The 23,795-nt window shown below is 43.4% G+C and carries 18 protein-coding genes and 1 pseudogene; 12 read left to right on the top strand and 7 right to left on the bottom strand.

Annotation, left to right across the window (positions count from 1 at the left end; all coding sequences use genetic code 11):
• Positions 1-3,008 (top strand): S-layer homology domain-containing protein (locus tag HQN90_RS27200; protein WP_173224578.1); only part of this gene is annotated, 3,008 nt, incomplete at its 5' end.
• Between the two features lie 878 nt (positions 3,009-3,886).
• On the opposite strand, the gene HQN90_RS27195 is transcribed toward HQN90_RS27200, so the two are convergent.
• From HQN90_RS27195 to HQN90_RS27180, 4 genes are all read right to left on the bottom strand, one after another.
• Positions 3,887-5,041, bottom strand: a complete 1,155-nt coding sequence (locus tag HQN90_RS27195; RefSeq protein WP_173224577.1) for a DUF4179 domain-containing protein — start codon at positions 5,039-5,041, stop codon at positions 3,887-3,889.
• Entirely contained in the window at positions 5,038-5,565 is a 528-nt protein-coding gene (locus tag HQN90_RS27190) for an RNA polymerase sigma factor (RefSeq protein WP_173224576.1), read from the bottom strand. The genes HQN90_RS27195 and HQN90_RS27190 overlap by 4 nt, the downstream gene beginning before the upstream one ends.
• Before the next feature lie 454 nt (positions 5,566-6,019).
• Positions 6,020-6,385, bottom strand: coding sequence for a hypothetical protein (locus tag HQN90_RS27185; protein ID WP_173224574.1), 366 nt, complete (start codon positions 6,383-6,385; stop codon positions 6,020-6,022).
• 15 nt (positions 6,386-6,400) lie between these two features.
• On the bottom strand, positions 6,401-6,685 hold the full coding sequence (locus HQN90_RS27180; protein WP_173224573.1) for a hypothetical protein: 285 nt from the start codon (positions 6,683-6,685) through the stop codon (positions 6,401-6,403).
• A 108-nt stretch (positions 6,686-6,793) separates the two neighbouring features.
• Between HQN90_RS27180 and HQN90_RS27175 the strand changes: the two genes are divergently transcribed.
• Positions 6,794-7,210 (top strand): zinc metalloprotease, encoded by a 417-nt coding sequence (locus HQN90_RS27175; RefSeq protein ID WP_173224571.1) that lies wholly within the window; start codon positions 6,794-6,796, stop codon positions 7,208-7,210.
• A 15-nt stretch (positions 7,211-7,225) separates the two neighbouring features.
• Positions 7,226-7,807 carry a hypothetical protein gene (locus tag HQN90_RS27170; protein WP_173224569.1) on the top strand — a complete coding sequence of 194 codons (582 nt, stop codon included), beginning with the start codon at positions 7,226-7,228 and terminating at the stop codon, positions 7,805-7,807.
• A 180-nt stretch (positions 7,808-7,987) separates the two neighbouring features.
• Here the strand turns inward: HQN90_RS27170 and HQN90_RS27165 are convergent, their stop codons facing one another.
• Positions 7,988-8,440, bottom strand: coding sequence for a winged helix-turn-helix transcriptional regulator (locus HQN90_RS27165; RefSeq protein WP_173224567.1), 453 nt, complete (start codon positions 8,438-8,440; stop codon positions 7,988-7,990).
• A 173-nt stretch (positions 8,441-8,613) separates the two neighbouring features.
• Between HQN90_RS27165 and HQN90_RS27160 the strand changes: the two genes are divergently transcribed.
• Positions 8,614-10,137, top strand: coding sequence for an MFS transporter (locus tag HQN90_RS27160; RefSeq protein WP_173224565.1), 1,524 nt, complete (start codon positions 8,614-8,616; stop codon positions 10,135-10,137).
• Here HQN90_RS27160 and HQN90_RS27155 read toward each other — a convergent pair.
• Positions 10,128-11,039, bottom strand: a complete 912-nt coding sequence (locus tag HQN90_RS27155) for a helix-turn-helix transcriptional regulator (protein ID WP_173224563.1) — start codon at positions 11,037-11,039, stop codon at positions 10,128-10,130. The two genes, HQN90_RS27160 and HQN90_RS27155, sit on opposite strands and share 10 nt — an antisense overlap.
• A 99-nt stretch (positions 11,040-11,138) precedes the next feature.
• On the opposite strand from HQN90_RS27155, the gene HQN90_RS27150 reads away from it, so the two are divergent.
• Complete coding sequence (locus HQN90_RS27150) at positions 11,139-11,603, top strand: VOC family protein (RefSeq protein WP_173224562.1); 465 nt, start codon at positions 11,139-11,141, stop codon at positions 11,601-11,603.
• Between the two features lie 81 nt (positions 11,604-11,684).
• Positions 11,685-12,278: a YdeI/OmpD-associated family protein gene (locus HQN90_RS27145; RefSeq protein ID WP_173224560.1), complete on the top strand. Its 594-nt coding sequence runs from the start codon at positions 11,685-11,687 to the stop codon at positions 12,276-12,278.
• 62 nt (positions 12,279-12,340) lie between these two features.
• Here the strand turns inward: HQN90_RS27145 and HQN90_RS27140 are convergent, their stop codons facing one another.
• On the bottom strand, positions 12,341-12,805 hold the full coding sequence (locus tag HQN90_RS27140) for a nuclear transport factor 2 family protein (protein ID WP_173224558.1): 465 nt from the start codon (positions 12,803-12,805) through the stop codon (positions 12,341-12,343).
• 203 nt (positions 12,806-13,008) lie between these two features.
• On the opposite strand from HQN90_RS27140, the gene HQN90_RS27135 reads away from it, so the two are divergent.
• The 6 genes and pseudogenes from HQN90_RS27135 to HQN90_RS27110 all read left to right on the top strand — a co-directional run bounded on the left by HQN90_RS27135 (position 13,009) and on the right by HQN90_RS27110 (position 23,774).
• The gene (locus HQN90_RS27135) at positions 13,009-13,914 is read left to right on the top strand and encodes a helix-turn-helix domain-containing protein (protein WP_173224556.1); all 906 of its coding nucleotides are present in this window, start codon (positions 13,009-13,011) and stop codon (positions 13,912-13,914) included.
• Between the two features lie 92 nt (positions 13,915-14,006).
• A pseudogene (rlmD, locus tag HQN90_RS27130) lies at positions 14,007-14,879 on the top strand (23S rRNA (uracil(1939)-C(5))-methyltransferase RlmD); the annotation flags it as partial.
• A 571-nt stretch (positions 14,880-15,450) separates the two neighbouring features.
• Complete coding sequence (locus HQN90_RS27125; protein WP_173224554.1) at positions 15,451-16,416, top strand: stalk domain-containing protein; 966 nt, start codon at positions 15,451-15,453, stop codon at positions 16,414-16,416.
• 435 nt (positions 16,417-16,851) lie between these two features.
• Positions 16,852-19,602 (top strand): MrcB family domain-containing protein, encoded by a 2,751-nt coding sequence (locus tag HQN90_RS27120; RefSeq protein ID WP_173224552.1) that lies wholly within the window; start codon positions 16,852-16,854, stop codon positions 19,600-19,602.
• Between the two features lie 63 nt (positions 19,603-19,665).
• Positions 19,666-21,315 (top strand): patatin-like phospholipase family protein, encoded by a 1,650-nt coding sequence (locus HQN90_RS27115; RefSeq protein ID WP_173224551.1) that lies wholly within the window; start codon positions 19,666-19,668, stop codon positions 21,313-21,315.
• Positions 21,316-21,368: 53 nt separating this feature from the next.
• Positions 21,369-23,774, top strand: coding sequence for a restriction endonuclease-like protein (locus tag HQN90_RS27110; protein ID WP_173224550.1), 2,406 nt, complete (start codon positions 21,369-21,371; stop codon positions 23,772-23,774).
• Positions 23,775-23,795: the final 21 nt, after the last annotated feature.

Raw genomic sequence — 23,795 nt, 5'->3', positions numbered from 1 at the left:
CGAGCGACCCGAAGCTGCCGGTGGACAGTGACGGGAACGTAACTGTACCGGCAGATATCGCGCCGGGAACCTATTTCGTTACGGCGACTTCGACGGTGAATACCAGCAAGAAGAGCAACGCAACGATTACCGTGACGAACGCGCCTGCCATCAACAGCGTGAGCATCAGCCCGGAAACCGCCAGCATCGCGCAAGGCGGCAGCAAGCTGTTCACGGCTAACGTCGATGCGGTGGGCGGAGCGGCGACGACGGTCACGTGGAAGACGAGCGACCCGAAGCTGCCGGTGGACAGTGACGGGAACGTAACTGTACCGGCAGATATCGCGCCGGGAACCTATTTCGTTACGGCGACTTCGACGGTGAATACCAGCAAGAAGAGCAACGCGACGATTACTGTGACGAACGCGCCTGCCATCAACAGCGTGAGCATCAGCCCGGCAACCGCCAGCATCGCGCAAGGCGGCAGCAAGCTGTTCACGGCTAACGTCGATGCGGTGGGCGGAGCGGCGACCACGGTCACGTGGAAAACAAGCGACCCGAAGCTGCCGGTGGACAGTGACGGGAACGTAACTGTACCGGCAGATATCGCGCCGGGAACCTATTTCGTTACAGCGACTTCGACGGTGAATACCAGCAAGAAGAGCAACGCGACGATTACCGTCACCTTAGCACTGGCGGCGGAAACGAAGCCTACGGCGGAAATCGACTACGTGTCAGAACAGCTGACGGGACTTGTGCCAAGCGGCGCCTACACCATTAACGGAACGGCGGTGACGGCGGACGGTAGCGGCAAGGTGAATATTACCGCCAGCTGGCTGGGCGTTACTGTGAATGTGGTCAAGAAGGGCAACGGCACAACAACGACCGACAGCGCGCCGCAGGCGCTAAGTCTGCCGGCTCGCCCGGCAGCTCCAGTCGGTGTATCCGTGACGGATGTCACTTATAACGGAGCGAGTAACGGTTCAATTCTCAACGTGAATCCTGCAATGGAGTTTAAGCAAGGAAGTTCCGGAACTTGGACGAAGATGACCGGAACATCGGTTGTCGGGCTGGCGCCGGGTGATTATTACGTGCGGGTAGCCGCAACGGAATCAAATTTTGCCTCTATAGCCGCTCAAGTGACCATCCATGACTCGGATGCAACCCTTCCAACGGTGCCGAATGTGAGTGCCGACGATGCGAGCAATGTAATTGTCGGGTTGGACACGACGATGGAATTCTCCGTTGACGGCGGAGCTTACGTTCGGTTTGACGGAACCAACATGCCGGAGCTAAGCGGCGAGCATACGGTTCAGGTACGGGTGGCAGCCAGCGGCTCTGTTCCAGCGGGTCCGCCCGCTACTTTAATCTTCACGACGAACGTATCCGTTCCGGCTGGCGGGTTGACGGTGACCGCAAGCGATCCGAGCGGCGCGGCGAACGACGGCAAAACCCGGATTACGGTAACGCCTGACGCCGACGACAATCACCGGCTGGTTTACTTCAATTTCGGCAGCGGCCCTGTAGACGTACCGAAGGTTGGTGATACGCTAAGCGGTTACCAGAACGTCCCAAGCGACGGCTTGATCCCGGCAGCGAACGGCGACAAGATCGGCGTATCTGAGATAGACGCGCAAGGCCGAGTCGTGAAGTTCGATCAGGCGGCGGCGATTGTAATTGCCGAGCAGCCAGCTCCTCAGCCTTCGAATGAGACATCGACTGGAACGACTGGAACGACCGGAACGACCGGAACGACCGGAACGACCGGTCCGAAGGAAGAGTCCGTCAACGTGCTGGTTAACGGCAAGGCTGAAAATGCGGGCAAAGCAACAACGACGGACTCGGGCGGCGTCAAGACGACGACGGTCGCCGTCGATCCAGCCAAGCTGCAAGCGAAGCTGGATGCGGAGGGCGTGAATGCCGTCGTCACCATTCCGGTTAAGTCGGCGTCGAACGTCATTGTTGGCGAGCTGAACGGCAAGATGGTTAAGAACATGGAGAACCTCTCGGCGACGCTTGTTCTGCAGACAGACAAGGGAACCTACACGTTGCCGGCGAAGGAGATCAACATCGACAAATTAGCCGGCAAGCTCGGCAGCAGTGTGAAGCTGGAGGACATTCAGTTAAAAGTCACGGTTGCGCAAACGCCGGACACGATGGTCAAGGTAGTGGAGAACGCGGCGACGAAGGGCGAATTCTCCGTTGTTGTGCCGGCGGTTGATTTCACGGTCACAGGTACCTATGGCGGAAAAACAGTCGAAGTCACGACATTTAACGTCTATGTCGAACGCATGGTGGCTTTGCCGTCCGGCATCGACGCGAACCGAATAACTACGGGCGTCGTCGTTGACGCCAACGGAACGGTGCGGCACGTACCGACCAAGATTGTAATGATGGATGGCAAGTCTTACGCGATAATCAACAGCTTAACCAATAGCACGTACACGGTCGTTTGGCATCCGATCGCCTTTGCCGATGTGGAGAAGCATTGGGCCAAGGAAGCCGTGAACGACATGGGGTCGCGCCTCGTCATCCAAGGCGTGAACGAGGCAACGTTCAATCCGGACGCGGACATCACCCGCGCCGAGTTCGTGGCCATTATCGTTCGCGGATTGGGACTGCGGCTGGGCGAGGGATCGCACAGCTTCGGGGATGTCGTAACGGACGCTTGGTATGCAAGTGCCATTCAGACGGCCGCAGCCAACGGACTGATTTCGGGCTTCGAGGACGGCAGCTTCCATCCGAACGCCAAGATTACGCGCGAAGAGGCAATGGTCATCATCGCCAAGGCGATGAAGCTAACCGGTCTCGCCAAGGCAACGGGCGCAATTAATACGGACGCGGAGCTCGGGAAGTTTGCGGATAGCTCTGGCGCGGGGACTTGGGCCAGAGACAGCATCGCGCTGGCGGCAAAGGCGGGGTTAATCAGCGGCCGAAGCGGTGGCAAGCTCGAAGCCCAGGCCAATGTCACGCGCGCCGAAGTGGCGACGTTGATCCAGAGACTGCTTAAGCAGTCGAATTTTATCTAAATCTTAAATAGTAAGATAAAAATCGGAGGATATGAAATGAGAAAGAAAAGAAGTTTTAATAGGGATCCTAATCTTGGCGGTTATGGGTTCGCCGGAGGAGATGGAAATATTAAAACTCCTTATGAGATTGCTACTGCCGCGTAACGGGATTGCTTCCCGCATACGGATACCCTGAATAATTCCTTGCCCACAACATGTCTACGAACTCTACGCATACATCGTATTCACTTGGATATATAGGACTGATTTCTGAAGAAATCGGATTGTACACACAAGAAAGGACTCAAAAAATACATGAAAACGTACTTGTCTCATGGGCGGCATGATGTAATATACTGGGGACGAAAGGGGTTATTTTCAGGTCAACGGGAATCGAGTAGAACCATAAGTCATAGGAGAAAACCCTTATAAATCAAGGCTTTAGAATGCCGCGAAAAAGCGGAACCAAGTAGCCTATGTTCCCGCATACGACACTGTGGAGTGTACAGTGCTGCTAAAATGGAAGGGGCAGGATTAAATCCCTAAACCCCCTGTAAAGGAAATAGATGAGTAATATTTTAATGTATCTTTATGTTTCCATCATCAAGAACTTCAATCTTCTGAATGAGCTTTATGATGATTTGCTAGAGTATCCGCTCATCTTTAATATCGAGATGTACTAATTTCTTTACTTGTTTTTCAAAGACTTGGATGTTATTGTCCAGGTCTCTTTCTCTATTAACATGCTTTAACCATTCAGTCTTACATTCAGTAAGCAAAGTATTCTCATTTCGAACGAGCGTATTCTGAGTACGCCATTCATTTTGTTAAAGTCATTTAAATAAAAAGACGAAGCCAATTATGGCTCCGCCTTTAGTAGGTTTCCTTTTACAGCTGAACTATTGCACGGAAAGTACAGTCTCTAGCTCAGGGATGTATTTCTTGACCATATTGTTGTCTTCCCACCGTCCTATAACCCCAGCTGGGGCTTGACCTTCGGATACGACTAAGTACGGTTTGATGGTTACGGTACGCGGTAGAGTCTTGAAGGGTTCAAAGCGAATAGTATAAGATTCGCTAAGGGGGTGAGCACCGATAGGCTTCAGTTGAACGCCATGTTCATCCACAATGTCATACTGAAGAGCGATGACGCCCCCGTCAGCACCCTTGTATTTCGAAGGGATAGAAGCGAGCATTTCTTCTATGCTCTGGCCGGGTTTGGTTTTGTACTCAACGGATACCTGTGTTGTGATTGGAGTGATTTCCAGCTTGCTGATCTGCAAGTTAATGTTATCGTGATGCTTGGTCTCCTTTGAAGTTAAAACGGTAACGGGCGTTGATTTGGTAATAGGCAGAACGAATTGGAACGGGACATCGTAACCCTTTAACGTTACATTTACAGTCAAGTCAAACTGATCAGGGAACTGAACAGTCTGGTTTATGCTAGTAGTTCTGGTAACCTGAACCATTAGGCTGGAAGCAGTCTCACCGTCCATGAATTCGTAATCCCAGCTCAGAGGTTGATCTTTATAGAGGACCTCTAACGTATCCACCGCCCCTTTATTGGCATCAGAAGGCGGCGAATTGGGCTCCGAAGCCAGACGATTTCCAGGAGTGGTTACGTTCATAAGAATTCGGGTCCCGTCAAATAACAAGGTTGGAACATTCATAGTCACCTTGCCATGGGTTACGCTTTGGTTTACGTTTGTGATGAAATCCTCGGCTTGTTGAAGACCAGGATCTAAGTTTTTTTCGCCCCATAATGAATAGATTTGCCCCAGCACTGGAATTTGCTTGAGTGCAACTGCCATTACGGGCGATACAAAGCCGGAAGCAATGAGTGTAACTCCAAGGATTGCAGCGGCTACAGTGGAAACCCACCATTTATTAAAAGTTCTTGATACATTTGTCTTTCTCTGAATGGGGGAAATGGTATTATCGGTTTCTCTGATGATTTGGTAAGTCTCATTCAGCTTGGAGCGGGCAATATCCGATAACTGATCGGGAAGTAGGCTTTGGCAGTTCTTTAATTGTTCTTCTAACTTCGTGTTCACGATGTCGCAACTCCCTTTTCTTGATTGATTTGAGATGAATGCTTTAGCTTTTTGCGGGCGCGATGCAGCCGGGTCTTCACAGCTACCGTAGAAATTTCGAGAATGTCAGAAATTTGACTGATCGGCATGTCCTGTAGGTAATGAAGGAGAATGACAATCCGCAGGTTCTCCTCAAGATGTTGAACGGCATCCCATAATTCGATTTTCTCATAATCCTTGGAAGTGGAAGTGACGTCAGGAAGCTCTCCGTATGGGAGGGCTCTTGAGCTGCTTTTGACCATTTTGTTGCATTCATTAATCAGAATCCGAAAGATCCACGTTTTGAAAAAAGCGGGCTCTCTGAGGGTATGGATGGATTTAAAGGCTTTAAGCATCGTCTCCTGCAGGGCATCTGCACAATCTTCGTCTTTGTTGACGATGGACCTCGCAGTTCTATATAAAGGTAACTCTAGCTCTTGCATCAACTGCATGAATGCTTCAGGGTCCCCAGCTTTGGCTTTGACGACAATAGGATCTGTATGCAAGGGTTCACCTGCTTTCTTGACTAGAAGTATTAGAATGTTCGTAACGTTACTTATATATTAGATCGGGTAGGCAGCTAAAAGGTTACATGGAAAAAAACCAACGTATTCAAGGACTGCACCCCGTTTATGAGGCAGGGAGCAAACAAGGGCCAGACAAAATATGACTTGGAGAATAATTACTTATTAGAGTAAATACCGAACATTGAAACTAATGAGGGATTGAGATTGCCTCAGATAACGGACCATTGTTAGAAGTATTGTTTGACCGCGAATTGGAAGTGCAGAAAATAATGAAGGGGTAGTTGGGGACGAAAAGGGGACGTGCGCTTATGCACGTCCCCTTTTCAGTGTTATTTGGAGGATTGTGTAAAAATATAGTGTTTGTAAGTTAACTCTGATGGGATGGGATGGCAAGTTATGTTTATTAGCCATACATTGATAAAACTATGTTCTGTTATTTAATTTCCCAACTAAATTTCAAATGACCATTTTCCAATTTCTGCCCATATAAAACAACAGTATATATTCCGCTTCTATCTGCTTTTATTTGTTTATCTTTAGTTTCCAATGATTCACCACGTGGATCAAAAATAGATAGTCCTAATGTGCCGTGTTCAAAATCCCATATATTATTAAACACTAACAATTGTCCCTTTTCGACCGATATAGGGATTTCTTTTTTACCATTAAAATACGAGAACGTAACTTCATACTTGTTTCCTTCAAGGGTTTCATGCCAGTTAACTTTTTTATCAGTGAACACTTTGTAGGAAATAAGAGCAAGCACTAGGATAATAATGAATATCAAACTTTTCTTCAATCAGTAACCCCCTTATCAAAAAGGACCATCGCCTCGTATTTTCATGTCGCCATAGCCGTCAACAAGATATTCAGCACCTGTGGGCGACAGCGGCGATATATTAAACATTCTTTTATATTCACTATTTTTTCGCCTTATGTAACCTTCATAAGCAGGAAACCCGTCAGTAGTTCCTTCATAGCTATACGTTTTTTTATCAGGATCAATGTCTATTTTGATGTTATAATCAATCTTTGCAATAGGAGCTAAAGGATTGCCAGAAGAGAGAGAGGCAGTTATCTTAAATTTTCCTTCGTCCAATGAATACGAAACATACATTCCATCATTGTTAACCGTTTGTTCCCTTTTAAACGGATGGGTTTGATGTGATTTACCCGTTTATCACACTATACTGGACGGTTCTATTGCTTGTGCCCTCAAAATGGCTCTATCGCTTGGAACAATATAACCACAAAAGTTAATATATCGGAAGTTTCTAATCCCCCCGCTTACTTTGGTGTTGCTGCGTATGCTGGAGTGAGTATTCCTAGTTTAGATGTTAACGCTGTGTGTGATTATTATACGTATGGTTTATTCGGTTATACAGCAGTGGCTGCGGATGATGCTAGAGATCGAACAAGGCTAAGAATTGACAATACAAACATGTCTTACGTTACTGATGCTAACGTGAAGAAAGATATTCTTATACATGAATTTGGGCATGTGCTTAGCCTTCAACACAACAATAATTCAGGGAATTCGATTATGAAAACAGCAGTAACATCGACTTTTGGGGCTCCACAGGCCACTGATATATCACACATTAAAGAAAAATGGGGAAACTAGAAAGGGAGTTCAAACATGAAATATAAAAAAAACATAACAATTATTTTAGGTGCTCTAATTATAGGTGCTGGTTGGTACAGTTATGCAGATGGTAAAACAAGAACTGCTACACTAGATGCAAGTCAAGTTAGTTATAGTACCTTGAATGAATTAGAGGAATCTTCCAAACTCATTGTTTCTGGTGTACCTTTAAAGCAAGAGAATCATGTTACCTTCGATAAAGATAATTTTGTACAAGAGTCTTTCACAATTACCAGTTTTAAAATACAAAACGTTCATGCAAATAAATTAAAGTCAGATTTTAATAATGGAGATATTATTAAAGTAGCTGAGCCTGTGTATGTAATAGATAAAGGCATTAAGCCAGGGAAAACGGAATTTTCAATCAATGGATATAAACTGATGAAACAAAATTCAAAATACATACTAGTATTAAAACCTGATGTAACTTACCCCGATTTGTTTGTGATATCTGGAATCAATGAAGGGAAATACAATATTGATAGGACGGACATCCAAGAGAAAATTAATGTTGACGACAAGATTAAGATTGAGAAGTTTAAAAATAATTTGTTAGATCAGTTCAATCTCAAATAATTTGAGTTACAACACAAGTTGAATTTAGAGCACCCATTGGGTGATTTTTTTGTTTTCCGAGGGAAGGGGATGTAGAATGTCCAGACCCATTAATGAAAAAAGGGAATGTTGGGGAAAGTTTTCCTAATGCAAAGCTAGGTAAGGGGTATTTGCATATTGGGTCGGGTGTAATCATTGGCATTAGTCAAATCCATTTGCTTCTTTGAGAGAATGAATTAGAAGACTATGATCAATCGGTGAAGACATGACAATCAGGACTGTATAGGTTCCATATTTATCGCACTGATTGCTAAACTCTTCGAGCGTGCGTGTAGATTCCGTCACTACTTTCAATAAATAACTGTGTTCTCCGCTTATGCGGTGGCACTCGGCAACTTGGGGAGAGGCATGGACAAAATCAAGAAATGCCAAGCAGTCCCTAGTCCGAAACAACATATAGGCGGCCGCATGCTTTCCAATTTTTTCAGGAGAAATGACGGTTCGATATTCTTCGATTACTCCCTTTTCTTCCATTCGCTTAACTCGTTCCGTTACAGCAGGTTGGGACAACCCCACGCTTTTACCCAGTTCAGTCATTGAAATCCTTGCCTGGTTCTGAAGATAGAAGAGGATTTGTTTGTCTATATGATCCACTTTGAGTGTGCTCCTTTAAATTTAAGGTATTTGAATAAAATAACTTTGATTTATCTGTATAATCATCATATTTGATTTGATGTGTTATGTAAAATGAACGATTTAAATTATATAATAAAACTCACATGAATAAGGCGATTCACACATGAGAAGTCAGAGAGGATTGGCAAGCAATGAGTAAAGATTCCAGCAAAAATATAATCGCATTGGCCGCGATATGTTTGTCCGCGCTAATGTTCGGTCTCGAAATTTCCAGTGTGCCAGTCATACTGCCAACCCTGGAAAAGGTATTGCATGGCAATCTCAAGGATATGCAATGGATTATGAATGCCTACACCATTGCCTGTGCGACGGTTCTGATGGCTGTGGGGTCCCTAGCTGACCGTTATGGGAGAAGGCGCATTTTTATTATCAGCCTCGTTTTGTTTGGCGTTACATCCTTGATTTGTGGTTTGGCGCAAAACACATCGGTTCTAATCGTCAGTCGGTTTCTTCAAGGTGTGGGTGCTGGTGCGATGCAGATTTGCCAGATAGCGATTCTTTCGCATCGGTTTCAGGAAGGGCGGGAACGCAGCAAAGCCTTTGGAACATGGGGGATCGTGTTCGGGATTGGCCTCGGGTTTGGGCCCATTATCGGGGGGATGATCGTGGCTGCATTGAATTGGCATTGGGTTTTTCTGATCCACGTACCGCTGACCATCCTTACGTTGATCCTTGTCTTTGGGGGTGTGGAGGAATCCAGTGATCCCCAAGCGAAAAAGCTGGACGTTATCGGTATTGTCACGCTTTCGTTGGCGGTCTTTGGTCTGGCTTACTTTATCACGCAAGGAGCCGAACTAGGCTTTACCAGCATAGCCTCCATCAGCATTCTTGGTGCAGCGGCAGCAAGCTTCATTATTTTTCTTTTGGTGGAAAGGTTCAGCACCCATCCGATGTTCGATTTTTCCGTATTCAAGATACGCAATTTCTCCGGCGCGATCCTTGGCTCTATCGGCATGAATTTCAGTTTCTGGCCATTCATGATCTATCTGCCGATTTATTTTCAGAGCGGTCTTGGTTATGGCATTGTAGCCGCCGGGCTGTCTCTCTTGGCTTATGCGCTGCCTACTCTGGTGATCCCGCCACTTGCTGAGCGTCTTTCGCTGCGCTATCAGCCGCGTATCGTCATCCCATCGGGTCTTTTTATCATCGGCCTGGGCTTCATTATGATGAAATATGGCAGTGGAGGCGATCACGCCAACTGGCTGACCATGCTCCCAGGTTCCCTGTTGGCTGGCATCGGGCTGGGCTTGACCAACACGCCTGTGACCAACACGACTACTGGCTCAGTTCCGATTACCCGCGCAGGCATGGCTTCCGGTATAGACATGAGTGCCAGATTGATCAGTCTAGCCATCAACATCGCCGTGATGGGATTCATTTTGCAGGAAGGCGTCCTGTCTTATTTGAGGGGAGCCCTTCCAGAGACTCTCGATACAACGCAATTGCGCGCTTTGGCCGGGAAAATAGCTGCCGGAAACTTTGCATCTCTCAAGCAGGGCTTGCCAGAACTGTCCTCTCTGGATGCGTCCGGAGCTGTGGTCCACGCGGCTCTTGTGCACGGATTTGGCTTGGTGATGCTCTATGGCGGCATCGGCGTGTGGGTTTTGGCTGTGATCAGTTATATGATTTTTGGATCTAGATCTTCTCAGGCATAGCTATCCATCATTTGTTTTAAATAATTTCGAAAGTCTTCAACATATGTTTGGGGCTCCACGATTTTGAGATTTGTGCCGAAGCTTGCTAGAAATTGAAATCCTGTACTGTTGTGAGGGACATCAATTGTTGCTAATAAAAATTCAGAACTATAGTTTTCGATACTTTTTCGACCATACCTTTCAATGAATTGATCTTGGATGCTAGGGGAAATCAATGCATGGATAGCGACTAGCTGCGGTTGATAGCTTGCTTCGCGTTCTTGTTCTACTAAATATTCTCTAGGGTTAAATGTTTTGTTATCCATAGTAAGCTTATCGATCCGAGATAATTTGAACGTTCTATAGCTCATACGATGTAAACAGAATCCCTTCAGATACCAACTCGTTTCGCTAAAATGAAGCTGATAGGGCTCGACAATTCTATTCGTCGCGGTGCCGTTTTTATCTATATAATCAAATGAAACTAACCTTCTCTTTAGTATGGATTCTTGAAATGTCCTCAAAGTGTGAAGAATTTCAGACCGACCCTCCCAACCATAAAATGACAGTTGAATTGAACTTTTCAGAGATAAGGGGCTAACCATTGCCTCTATTTTTTTGATCGTAATGTCAACTTCTTCGCTAATTAGAATTTGTTCCAATCCGCCGAGCGCAGTTAATATATTCTCTAAGTCGGAGCTGCTTAAAAGACGTTTATCAACCTTGTATTCATCCATAATACCGTAGCCGCCATGAACGCCATTGATAGAATAGATCGGGATGTTGGATAGGCTCAGTGTTTCCATATCGCGAAGAATAGTTCTTTTGGACACATCAAATAATTGCGTGAATTCTGTTGTTGAAACGATATTTTTTCTCAGCAAGATCATGATGATAGAAATAAGTCTCTCAATCTTGTCCATATGTTCCCCCCCTTCTCTAATTAATTTAAGAATGGTGACATATAGTTGTCACCTTTTGTAGATTATACTACATTTATCACAAGAAGGAGGTATTACTTTATGTCAGCTATTGTATATTTAAACTTTGATGGAAATGCAGAACAAGGGATTGAATTTTATTCGGAGGCTTTAAGTGCAACGGAAGTGAAAAAAGTTAAATTTAGCGATATTCCACAAGATCCAAACTATCCACTGCCAGAAAATGAGTTAACTATGATTATGGAGTCTTCCATCGAATTCGCAGGCGGGAAAATCATGATGTCGGATATTTTGCCTTCTATGAAGACGGTAACAGGCGAGTTGGTGAAAGGAAATAATGTTCTGATTAGTCTAGTCATCGATGATAAACAAAAACTGGAAGAATACTTTAATCGTTTATCGGTTGGTGGCTATGTTATCATGCCGTTATCCAATACGCCTTGGTCTTCGTGCTTTGGAATGCTGGTTGATAAGTTCGGGATTTCGTGGAAATTCAATAGTGACGCAGATAAGTTTCTTGATAAAGTCATTTCCAACAAACAGTAACGCATTCTTGAGAATGGTCTTGCAATTGCAGACCATTTTTCTTGTATATTTTTCTTGAAAAATTTAGAAAGGATCATGTATATGGAAATTGAAAATCTGATTCCAGCAAAATCGAGAGAAGATGTGAGGATTTGGCTGCAGGAAAATGGAAAGACGAAAAAGTTCTGCTGGGTCGTGGTTAGTATGACGCCTACCCCGAATACGTTGTTATATTTGGACGTGGTCGAGGAAGCTTTGTGCTTTGGATGGATCGATGGAGTCAAAAAGAAAATTTCTGAAACGGAGCTGGCTCAGAGGCTGTCTCCTAGAAGTAAAAAAAGTTCATGGACGGAATTAAATAAAGAACGTGTCCGCCGCCTCGACAAGTTGGGGTTAATGAGAGACGAAGGAAGAAGGGTTCTTCCTGATATGGATCACAATTCTTTTAGAATAGATGAAGAGATAGAGCAAAGGCTGAACGAGGAAAAGCAAGTGTACGATAATTTCATGGCATTTCCAGATCTTTATAAACGAGTTCGGATCGATACGATACAAAGCATTAAGAATCAGTCAGAATTGTTTAGGAGCAGATTAGACAAATTCATAACAAATACGAGAGAAAACAAAATGTACGGTCAATGGAATGATAATGGACGCCTAGTGGAGGGAGGATGCAAAGATCGTAGTTTATTTTAACCTTTCTATCCTCAATTCCTTCACATAACGGAGCCTCCGGCCAAGATGGTGCATGGGGCTTTTTAGCTATTTAGAGGTTTAGTTTCAACCCAGGCAACCTTGAGATCTCTTTTTTTGAAAAACCACTGATTATTCAGTTTGATGAAATCGTCGCTATATCTTATAGCTGCTACCATTAATTTCTTGTCATCGCCATCGATTGTTAAATGATGAGCATTACAATAGGTTGTCCCAATTGCGGTATCACCAGATAAGATGATCTTACTTTGGCCATTCACATGCATGGTGGAGACATATGTATTTAAGTTATCAAAAATAGGTGCTAATTCCTTCCTGCTGGTAACGATTTGGGATGGTTCTGCCTGACGTTCATCCATAAATACTCTAAAAAGAGTATCTTCCGTAAATAATGCCATTTGGCCTTCAGCATCCCGCGTGTCTGCACAATAGGCATATGCATCAATGAGATCACGAATTGCATCGCGGTCAGCAATTTCTTCTAGAGATCGACTTTTCACATTTTCCATGTTGTCCTCACCTTTTTTTCAATTTGTTTGTATCCGTTCCTTCTATCCTCATAGTAACCGAGCCGAGTAATCAAAGCTTTGTCGTGCGGCTCATTTTGTTTGTCAATTCGGCTCATGCTAACGGACATCGAATTCCAGCGACTCCCTATTGGATTGCCATGGTGACTTCATGTTATCTTGTATTCAGATAAGGAGTGAGACGAATGGGGTCCTCAATTAGCAAGGCTGTGAAAATGCCTCAGAGTCTAGCCAGTGTTGGCGTTTTGAAGATGAAAGGATTGTCGGTCATGGGGGCATGCGCCTATTCGGACATCAAGACAGGGAGAATGTATCTGCAGGAGCATGTTCTATTAGTTGTTCTGGAAGGGGTCTACATTGTCAGATACGGTGATCAGGAACATACAGTAAGGAAAAATGAAATGGCGCTCTTGCATAAAGGAATCGTCGTTGAGTATGAGAAGTATGGAGAAGCAGATTCGAGGCATGTATTGGACTACATGATGTTCTTTTTGAAGGATGAATTGCTTCATGATTTTATGAAAATATCCAGTCTACCTTCCTCGAAGTCTGTATCGCCTGCCGCGGCTACTGTTCATCCGGTGAATGAGCGCCTGTTAAGCTATATGGCTTCACTCAAGCCCTATTTTGCAGAGCCGGAGGGCATTCAAGACGAATTAATTAAGCTGAAAATGCTGGAGCTTCTTTTTGATATATTGGATGCGGACCAAGGGTTATTGAACCAAATCCTGCAGCTGAGGCAGCAGCGTCCCACAAGCATTGTTGAGGTGGTGGAGAAGAACCTGCTAAACCCCGTATCGCTTCAGGATCTGGCCTATTTGTCCGGCAAAAGCTTATCCACCTTCAAACGGGAATTCCGGAAGATCTATAATGAGCCTGCATTTCAGTGGATTCGCAACCGTCGGTTAGAAAAGGCAAAGGAACTGCTAAGCAACTCAAGAATATCCATAACGGAGGTTTGTTTGGCTACAGGCTTTGAGAACGTATCGCACTTCTCGAAGGTGTGGAAGAAGAAGTATGGGGTTTCTCCTTCGGTGATGAGGCAGCGCGGCGCTGCCGCTTTGCATGAGCAAAAGAACCCGAACGATTAGTACAGCAATCGTTCGGGTTCTTTTGCTTTTATGCGATTGTATAAATGGAATGACCAGATCGAACTTATCGGCAGTATAGCCTCATAATGAACACCGATCCGTGGCGGTATCGGAACAAGGCTCAGGTTCCTTTTGGGGAAGAGCGCGGCGGCCTCATCGGCGGCTTCTATGCGCAGGGCAGCCATTGCATCATCGACATGGAGGAGTGCTTGATTCAACATGAGGAGAACGACGACGAGGTCGTCCGTTCGGGTGAAAGAGAGGGGTGTACGGCTTGGTGACCAATGGCACCACGATCCCGCGTGTGGACGAGTGGGTGGCTGGCATTCGCGAGGCTCTGCCTGCAGTGAAGAGCATTGCCATAACTTTAATGTGAAGCAGATAAATGTTATTTTTGGGGATGAGACTCGCGTCCTGTGGGGCAGCGAAGTCATAAATGACTATATCGGCGATGTGAAATTTGCAATTTCCGCGCGATCTTTCTTTCAATTGAACCCCGTGCAGACAGAAGTCTTGTACGGGAAGGCACTTGAATACGCCGGGTTGACCAGCGATGAAGTGGTCGTCGATGCCTACTGCGGCATCTGGACGATCTTCCTGTTCCTGGCGCAGCGCGCGGGACAGGTCTATGGCGTTGAGATCGTTGAAGCGGCGATCGTGGATGCACGGAAGAATACCGAGTTGAACGGCATGACGAACGTGCATTTCGAAGCGGGCCCTGCGGACGTGATCGTGGTGGAACCGCCACGCAAGGGCTTCGACGCGGCGTTGCTCGCGACGATCTTGGAGCTGCAGCCGCGCCGCGTCGTCTATGTGTTGTGTAGCGCATCGACACTGGCTCGCGACTTGCGCGTGCTGGTGATGGGGGCTACGGCGTCGCGGAGGTGACATCGGTGGATATGTTTCCGCATAACGTGCATGTGGAATCGGTAGCTTTGTTGGTGAGGACTGGTACAGAGTGGTAAGAATCTAGTAGTGGAGCAGGTTGGGGGAGTAGTACAGATAAGATGGAAGGATGAAACAGAAGCGAAAAATAATAGAGTTGACTGATTGTTGACGAAATAAATAGATTAATAGGGAGTTACCTGATTCTTGAATCGAGTTCAATTATTAGGACAAGGGTTCGACTCCCCTCCCCTCTATACCAAAAGAAAGAAGCACCCTCTCGGTTGCTTTTTTCTTTGGTGGGTAAAATTAGCTAACATATAATTCCTATTTTTACTTCAACATTTTTATAAAAAGGAATATAACGGAAAATGTCGAATTTAAACGTTTATAGTAATATATTGTTTACAGTATCTAACGAGGAGTATGGTAAAAATGCATCTTCATAAGTAAAAATTATATATTTTGGTAAATGTATCAAAAATATTGCGGACATATGTAATTCGAAGTAATAGGAGTCCCTTAGAATTCAATTATGCAGATTCAAGCATTGGAGGTTTATAGTCACATCAGGAGCATCGGTGTGGTTTATATGGGAAGAAAGGTTAACTGCCTAAGATTCCCTAATACGAAAAGATTGGGTTGAAGAAGATGAAAAAAATTTTTACTAAGAAAGTGTTAACTGTAATCACAGCAATCTCGGTAGTAACTGCCATTGGGTCGGTTGCTTATGCGGATTCCGCGCTGAAACAAATCACGGCGTACCAGAACCAAAATTTGAAAGTAAGCGTAAACGGCAGTGCTGTGGATATGTCCAGCGAAGACGGGATTATGTATCCACTCGTGTACGAAGGACATAGCTATGTGTCGGCTAAAGCACTTGCTGAAAAGCTAGGTGCCACTGTTAAATGGAATAATGATACTCAGACCGTTGAAGTTACTAGCGGATCAGTATCTTCCAATAGCGGTATTCCGAACAAGGATAATTCTGGTCCTGCATCAACTCCAAAACCAACTCCAGTTCCTACCCCGCCGCCTGCTACAAGCTCAAGCAATAGTGGCACAGGAACTCTCGACAATCCAGTATCCTTAGGATCTTCCTTGTCCTATTACGATGTCTATAATTATGGTGATGGAAAGTATGATAGTCCATCTGCGGATTATACTGTGACTGTGAAGAAGGTTACTCCCATTACGGACAATGAATTGGTTAATCTAGGGTTTGCTAAACCAGAAAAGAGCAGTACCGTTGGGTATGTATTGCTTGACGTGAACCTTAAGACCAAAAATGCTAAGATTAAAAAGGGAACTGATTCCAAAGAAAATGGATATGCGTACTTGCATTCAACATACAGACCTTCCATTTGGGGATCGCAAACGCCTGATGATAGTGGCAAGATCATTGGGGGAAAAGACTACGGATTTGATGGATCTCTGGAAAGCCTTCTTTACGACGATTACTTTATTAAGATCTTGCCAGGCGATTCTGGATCTTTTGAAGTGACTGGTAAAATTCTACTTCCGGTATTGAAGAATCAAGAGAATTTATTGGTCCTGGAAAAGAGAGCTTATGATTTGAAGGATGCTGAGAAAAAGATTTATTTCAAATTGCAATAATACATTTTATAACGGGCCCAGTAAATCTGAAGTCCTTGAGATGTATGGTCTACTGGAATTTCATATTGCTTCATGTTTTTAAATTAAGCTTTATAAACAAAATGCAGGGTTTTTAGAAGTGTAAGTTCACCTCCATACATCAAATCCACAACCTCAAGGTTGTGGGTGTTTGCTGTTCTACCTATTCTTTACTTTTTAAGGCCCGTGGTACTTGGTTTGATATTAGGATTATCATAGAGCTGCCTATGAAATAAAGAAAAGAACAATTTTAAGGCTATTATAAAAGGTAGTCTCTTTATGTATTCGTCCTTACATGCCTGCTAAAGCAGGGATGTATTCTCAATTTGTCGAATAAATAGAACAAAAGTCGTACCTTCTTTTAATAGAGGGTTATTTATCTCACCATAACTCTATTTCATAAAACAGGTGATCAAAGTGATACTACCAACTCTGCTAACCAATATATTCTCAAATAAACAAAAATCTTACAAGATGGTGCTCATAATAGTACTTCTTACTGAGATGAAAGAGACGGGACATCTTGTGGTGTCTCTTACCAAAGTAAAAGAGCGCTTCCTTGCTAAGCTTCAAGAGAGAGAAGCAAGTGGATTAACAGTCGATCCACCACCAGAAAAAGCCGGAACAAGCTGGAATAGCATGACCGTAACTAACGTACAGTCAGTAATCTCAACCCCAATCGCAGCACTTTCCTCCATTTTGGAGCAAAAGAACGATTCTATAGGCTTTAAGAAAGAACTATACGAGTCGTGGTCTGACGATGTATTAAGTGAACTTTATCATTACGCTCAAACTGAGCTGGAAAACTATTATAGTCAGCAGAACAAGAACGCTTTTTCTCTAAAAGAAATGCTATCCGATATTCTATCCTCATACCTAGCAGCAAAGCGAGAAACCTTTGCTGGGCATAGGTTAGGCAATTTAATGCGTCAAGAAATCCCCACCGAACTTAGGAAATTGCCATTCATCCATCAAGATCTAAAGATCCAAGGCTCTGTTGGCCAAGGAAATTGGGCAACGATTCCATGGATCGCTATCATGGATAAACGAATCACAGAGACAACACGTCAGGGCGAGTATCTGGTCTATCTTTTCGCAGAAGATATGAAATCTGTATATCTTACGTTCATGCAGGGAGTCACAATTCCTGTTGAAACAAAAGGTAAGCCAGCAGCCTACGAATATTTCAGACAAAAAGTCCAAGAAATCCGTGACCTACTCCCACTTGAGGGCATGATCAAAGACGATGCCATTTACTTAACATCTGGCGGCTTAGGCCAGGATTATCAAGTATCTACAGTTGCATACTATCGGTACGATACGGAGCATCTTCCAGATGACGAGCAGCTAATTGCGGACTTAAACAATGCTGTGATCAACTATAGTGAGTATGTTAACCACGTAGTTAATCCCGGTATTGAACCTGAGCAAAAGATCGGTTTCAACTATACGATAAGCCATTTATATGCTGGGCAAGGCATTATGAAATATCTACATGATCACGGGCCAGATCCGGCCACGTTAGATGAATTAATCTCGAATCAAGGAACAGTTCTTCTTTCTGGTGATGATGTGAAGCATCCAAAAGAGAGAATCCGTCATTTAGGACGAGCTTTAAAAGACTTGGGTTTACTACAGATAAGCGAAAATGACTTCTTATTAACTGATCTAGGAAAAGAATACGCCAACCATTTTAACGAGAATAAATGGGAGCTTAGTGATACACAAGTTAGGCTAATCCGAGGGCAGTTAACTAATACTGAAAACCACACTCCGTTTATTAGAAGCATCAATAGAGCGATAGAAATCTGTCAGCAGCTAGGCACTTTCACATTAGATCAATTCGTTCCGATCTTTATTGATACTCTCGGTATGCAGGGAACTTGGGGAGAAGTGACCCAAAAGCAACGCTCGAACTTTATGCTCAACTGGCTAGAAATCCTGAAATTTGTTTCTAGATCAGGCCAACTTTACACGTACACCGAGTGGGAGGAGAAACCCTTTGTGGATCCACTAACCGTAAGTGAGCGAATAGTTAAGATCAAAAATTTCATAGCTAGCAAAGGGTTCATGTACCCTGACCATTGGATCGAGAACTTTTTCCTATCCCTAAAAACAAAGCCATTCGTCATCCTAGCAGGGGTATCCGGCACAGGGAAGACGAAGTTAGTCAAGTTATTTGCTGAGGCGGTAGGCGCAACGGCGAATAATGGGCAGTTTACTTTGATCCCTGTAAGACCTGATTGGAGTGATCCATCGGATCTTTTAGGGTATAAAGATTTGTCAGGCGTTTTTCGACCGGGGAAATTAACGGAAGTGTTGGTTGAGGCTTCAAAGCTCGAAAATCAATATAAGCCCTATTTTATATGCTTAGATGAAATGAACTTGGCTAGGGTTGAGCACTATTTTAGCGATTTGCTGAGTGTGCTTGAAACACAAGAATGGCATAACCAACGGATCGTGACAACACCTCTCATACATAGGGACTCGTTACAAAATGAGTCAGATAAGCAACACTACGGCAACCTCTATTTGTCAGACAATGTGTACATCATAGGAACAGTAAATATGGATGAGACGACGCATCCTTTTAGCAAAAAGGTATTAGACCGCGCCAACACCATCGAGTTCAATTATATTGATCTTGGGCAATATCCAACAGGGGAAGGGATTCAGGCTAGTGATAGTACTGTGAATCCACCAAACTCACTTTTACGAAGCGATTATTTACAGTTAGTTGATGTATATCGTGACTATAAACAGTTAACTGAAGAAACGACAGAGTTATTGGTCAAGATCAATGGCATTTTGGAACAGATTCATTCGCATGTTGGCTTTCGGATTAGGGATGCTGTGTGCTTTTATATGATTTATAATGAGCGTTTTGCTTTGCTGAGTAAGGAAGCGGCATTTGATATGCAGTTGTTGCAAAAGATTTTGCCTCGTATTCAAGGCAGCAATATGTCTGTAAAAACAGCCTTACTTCAACTAATGCAAGTAGCCCTCAATCGTAACATCCCCATATCAGAGTATAAAGAGGATGCTTCTAAGTTGTACTTATCGCACGAAACGTTGGCGGCAGCAAAGTATCCACGAAGCGCAAGAAAAATCGCCTTTATGCTACGGAGACTAGAAGAAGATGGTTTCACCTCATACTGGCTCTCCTAATCAGAATAATACGGAATACTTCTTTAAACATTTGCTAGATAGTCTACATTGATCGGAGAAGTTATGGAGCAATTTTCAATTGAAATGCTTGCGAGCAAGAAGAAACTGTCCCTAGCTTTATCGGGTGGTGGATTTAGAGCATCATTTTTTCATCTTGGCGTGTTGGCTAAACTAGCGCAATTAGGGGTCTTAAGTAATATTAAAGTTATATCGACAGTTTCTGGTGGAAGTATAATCGGTGCTATGTATTATCAAGAGTTACTTAATAGAATTCGTTTGAAACAAGGGATTTTAGTAAAGGAAGATTATATTAGTGTTGTACAAACTGTTGAAGAAAAATTTGCGTTAGGAGTCGCAAATAATATTCGTGGTAAACTATTTTTTAATCCACTGTATGAGATGCAAGCCTTACGGTTAGGGCGTGAGCACTTACTTAGCAAATTATATAACAAGTACTTTTATAAAACTGATTTAAAAATGTCTGATCTACAGGATAGTTATGGAGTTGCACCTAAACTAATTATTAATGCAACTTCCCTAAATAACGGAAAGCATTGGTTCTTTTCTCAGGGAGAGATGGGACAATATGATGAGCAGTGTGTAGAGGGGAATATTATTAATTATGAGAATACCCCGATAAAACTAAGCGATGCAGTGGCAGCATCATCAGCTGTTCCAGGGTTGCTTAATTATGTTAATTTTAAGAGTTTAAATGTTAAGCTTATTGATGGTGGTGTAATTGATAACTTAGGGGTTTATGCGTTATCTAAAGAAAATGTTGACTTCATAATAATATCAGATGCCTCAAGACCCTTACTAGCTGAAGACCAACTGCAAAAAAGAAGACTGCCTATACTAAAACGGGCTTATGATGCATCTTTAGTTTTTAGTAGAAGAATAATACTAGATAGCATACCTGAGAATGAAAGGCTATATTTAAGTACCAATGACATAATTGAAGAACTTTCTGATGAAATTACAAGTGCACTTTCTAAAATTAGAACAGATCTAAATGATTTTCATAGATATGAGTCTAAATTACTTAGCTATTACGGATTTAAAACTACTGAAAAGCATTTTAAAGCTTATATATTAGAAAAAGATTTGTTTTTGTTCGAAGATATTGTTAATCATTTAGAAAAACAACAGTACATATTAAAAGTTCTCAAAGCGGGATCAAATCTCTCCAAAACTGGTGGAGAATTAATAAACGCTAAAAATAAAGATTGGATTGAATATTTAGAAGGAATAACTGAATTATGGAGGGTTTCCAACAACCCATTTGTGACTTTTTCTTTAGTTGTAGTTCATATTTTTGGCATTGCCTTACTCCAAGGGATTGTCGGAATGCTTTTTAATAATCAAGATAAGACAATACAAACTTATTGGATTAATGTTTTATATGTATTTTTAATAGCTAGTTTAGCTTTGAATATTAGAAAAAACATAGGTACCGTAATAGGTAGTAAATTTGGTAATTTAGTTGATAATTCAGTGCTAAAGCTATTGCATGCTGTATGGGTTCTATTTTTATATTTAAATGTTTTGTTCATTATGGCTTTTATATTCATAATGGCGATATATCTATACTCCCTGAGTAGGATCCTGGCATTTTTCATTTTAGTAGTAATAATAATCGTTTTTATTGTTCGTTATATTTATAAACAAAGAACATCATACCGTTGGCCTAGTTCTTTAAAAAAGGGAAAATAGGTTCAAGGTCTACGCAAGAAAAATCGCCTTCATGCTACGGAGGTTAGAAGAAGATGGCTTTACCTCATACTGGCTCTCTTAATCAAAGTACGGAGTTACTACGAATCGAGACGAATCTGTTCAATCTCTATATTCAGGGCAAGCCGTTCCATCCTACGGTTGAGACGCTTAATCTTCATCGGAAAGAGGATGAGGAGTGTGTAGATGCTCATTTTCATGCTGCACCACTTACAGGTTCGGTAGTTATTGAAACTATTTCTGTTTTCTCCCGCGAACATGGTGCGCTTCAAAGTTGGAGTTCGAGCGATGCTTGTTCGCCGACTTTTTATGAAACTCAGGCTTATGAGTTGGTCATCGAGAAGAAGGCAGATATCCCCTTAACTTTTCATCATGATAACATTCTTGTGAGACAAGCTATTAAACCACTTGGAAAAATGATTTTGTCGGGAATTCTTAATTTTCAAAATGAAGTTGGCCTCTCTGAACTTGAGCTTCGATTGAATGGAGAGGCTATTTTTCGTCTGCAATTGGAGATTTTTCCGGCCAAAATTGATTATAAGAATGACTATCAAATGATACTTAATGATGTTAATGAGCAAATTTATAATCTATCTTTTGATTTTCTGCGTAAAACGTACAATCTGACGGGACTGAAAGAAACGAATCATCAGAGTTTGACGGAGTATTTTACGATTTTGCAGCATGTGTTTGCGCAGCTTGTGCAGGCTGTAGAGAGAATTAAGTTATCGCCTCATGCTAAACTCCAGAGCGAGAATCGTCTGGTAGATGCAGCGCGTGTAAAAAGAGCAGGAAAAGAGAACATCGCTTTCCTAGCCAAACGACCACATCTCCTAGCCAAGGACTCGGTGAACGGCATTATTGAGGTTGATGGCCAGCGTTTTACTCCGACACAATTGCTGGAGAGCAGACGTCATGTTGATTATGATACGGCCGAGAACCGTTTTGTGAAATGGGTGCTCGTACGCATTGGGCAGAAGTTGAAGGATGTTAAAATACGTCTAGCTGAAAAAGGTCGTGCCCAAGACCCTGAGCTTACGAAGAAACTCAATCTGATGATGAGTCAGGTGCAGAGGCTGTTGCAGCATGATTTTCTGCGAGTTGGTGAGATGAAGCAGCTTTCGATTTCTCTGGTATTGCAGATGGCATCGGGCTACCGTGAAGTATATCGCTATTACTTAATGTTGTTAAAAGGTTTGTCGATCCAGAATGATCTGTTCCGTCTATCTATGAAAGATTTGGCCCAACTCTATGAATACTGGTGTTTCTTGAAGATTCATCATCTTTTAAGCAAGAAGTATGAGCTGCTCAAACAGGATATCATCCGCATTAATCGGAGTGGACTGTTCGTTACGTTGGATAAATCGCAGCAGGCGAAGATGGTATATAAAAACCCGATGAACGGGGAGATATTTACCCTCTTTTATAACGCGCTGCCTAAAGGGGACCGGAGTCAGACGCTGGCGCAGCGGCCGGATAATGTGCTTACGTTGAAGAAGAATGACGCCGCGGCAGAGTATAAGTATATTTTTGATGCGAAGTATCGGATTAATCCGGCCTATGAGGGGACACCTTATTTTGAGAGATACCGGATGCCGGGTCCGGAAGAGGATGATATTAATACGATGCATCGCTATCGAGATGCGATTGTGTACTCGGAGGGGCAGGGTAAAGAGTATGAACGCAGCATGTTTGGGGCGTATGTGTTGTTTCCTTATCATGATGAAGAGCGATTCCAGCAGCATAAGTTTTATAAGAGTGTGGAACTCATTAATATTGGGGCTTTTCCATTTTTGCCGAATTCGACTAGCTTGATGGAGAAGTTTTTGGATGAGATCATTATGGATAGTCCGGAGAAAGCTTATGAGCGGACAACGCGGCCACGGGGGACGAAGGAGTATTACAAGGACAAGATGTCTGGGAAGAATGTGTTGGTGGGTGCTTTAAGTAAAAAGCCTCAATTGGAGGCTGCGATTGAGCATGGTTTTTACCATACACCGCTTCGTAATATAACCGACCATAAGGTGCTGACCAGATTGGAATTCGTCGCTTTGTATCAGTCAATTCGTTTGTTTGGGACAGAGGAAGCGGGCATTTCCTGGTACGGCAAAGTGAAGGATTGGAAAGTCGTTCCACGCTCTACAATAACGTCTATCCCCTCCAGTAGAGGTGCTACGGATGAGCTTTATGTTGTTTTTGAGGTGGAAGAGTGGGTCAAAAGAGAGGCAGCTATTGTTCCCGCGGGGCATGGGATATATCGGATTTTATATACGACGGATTATATGTTTAATAGGGCTAAGGAAGTTTCTGAGCTTCGTTTGGAATCTGACGAGGAGCTGCAGGATTGGCGGGAGAAGCGTCGTGCGGGTAAGGTGAGGGTCACGCTGGATCGGGAGCATTTGGATTTGGGTAGTACTGTTTTGGGGATTGGGTTGGAGTAGATTTTAGATAAATAACAACAC

This window comes from Paenibacillus alba (genome assembly GCF_013204855.1).
Taxonomy (GTDB): Bacteria; Bacillota; Bacilli; order Paenibacillales; family NBRC-103111; genus Paenibacillus_E; species Paenibacillus_E alba.
This window is presented reverse-complemented; position numbering and strand designations above follow the sequence as displayed.

Bases quoted from the DNA above. Each gene is read 5' to 3' on its own strand.
- HQN90_RS27170 (WP_173224569.1), top strand. From the start codon at position 7,226: ATGAAATATAAAAAAAACATAACAATTATTTTAGGTGCTCTAATTATA.
- HQN90_RS27160 (WP_173224565.1), top strand. From the start codon at position 8,614: ATGAGTAAAGATTCCAGCAAAAATATAATCGCATTGGCCGCGATATGT.
- HQN90_RS27155 (WP_173224563.1), bottom strand. From the start codon at position 11,039: ATGGACAAGATTGAGAGACTTATTTCTATCATCATGATCTTGCTGAGA.
- HQN90_RS27150 (WP_173224562.1), top strand. From the start codon at position 11,139: ATGTCAGCTATTGTATATTTAAACTTTGATGGAAATGCAGAACAAGGG.
- HQN90_RS27145 (WP_173224560.1), top strand. From the start codon at position 11,685: ATGGAAATTGAAAATCTGATTCCAGCAAAATCGAGAGAAGATGTGAGG.
- HQN90_RS27140 (WP_173224558.1), bottom strand. From the start codon at position 12,805: ATGGAAAATGTGAAAAGTCGATCTCTAGAAGAAATTGCTGACCGCGAT.
- HQN90_RS27135 (WP_173224556.1), top strand. From the start codon at position 13,009: ATGGGGTCCTCAATTAGCAAGGCTGTGAAAATGCCTCAGAGTCTAGCC.
- HQN90_RS27125 (WP_173224554.1), top strand. From the start codon at position 15,451: ATGAAAAAAATTTTTACTAAGAAAGTGTTAACTGTAATCACAGCAATC.
- HQN90_RS27115 (WP_173224551.1), top strand. From the start codon at position 19,666: ATGGAGCAATTTTCAATTGAAATGCTTGCGAGCAAGAAGAAACTGTCC.
- HQN90_RS27110 (WP_173224550.1), top strand. From the start codon at position 21,369: ATGGCTTTACCTCATACTGGCTCTCTTAATCAAAGTACGGAGTTACTA.